Here is a 209-nt window from a genome sequence, read left to right on the forward strand (position 1 = left end):
TCGCCGTCGCTGGCCACGATCTGGCTGAGCTGGCCGTTGCTGTAGCTGAAGGTGTAGCTCGCGCCGCTGGACGTATCGGTCAGGGCGGTGAGCTGACCGGTAGCGTTATACGTTTCTTGAGTGCTGTCGGCCGCATCGGTCCAGGTCCAGGTGGACGATGTCGCGTTCCAGCTCAGGGTATCGACGGCGCCGCTTTGCGCGGTGCTGAC

Annotated in this window: 1 protein-coding gene; it reads right to left on the minus strand. The window is 64.1% G+C overall.

Annotated elements, in window-relative coordinates; translation table 11 throughout:
- A partial coding sequence (locus QQJ86_RS11130) for a hypothetical protein (RefSeq protein ID WP_284321016.1) occupies positions 1 to 209 on the minus strand: 209 nt, incomplete at both ends.

This window comes from Dyella acidisoli, assembly GCF_030160295.1.
Lineage (GTDB): Bacteria > Pseudomonadota > Gammaproteobacteria > Xanthomonadales > Rhodanobacteraceae > Dyella_B > Dyella_B acidisoli.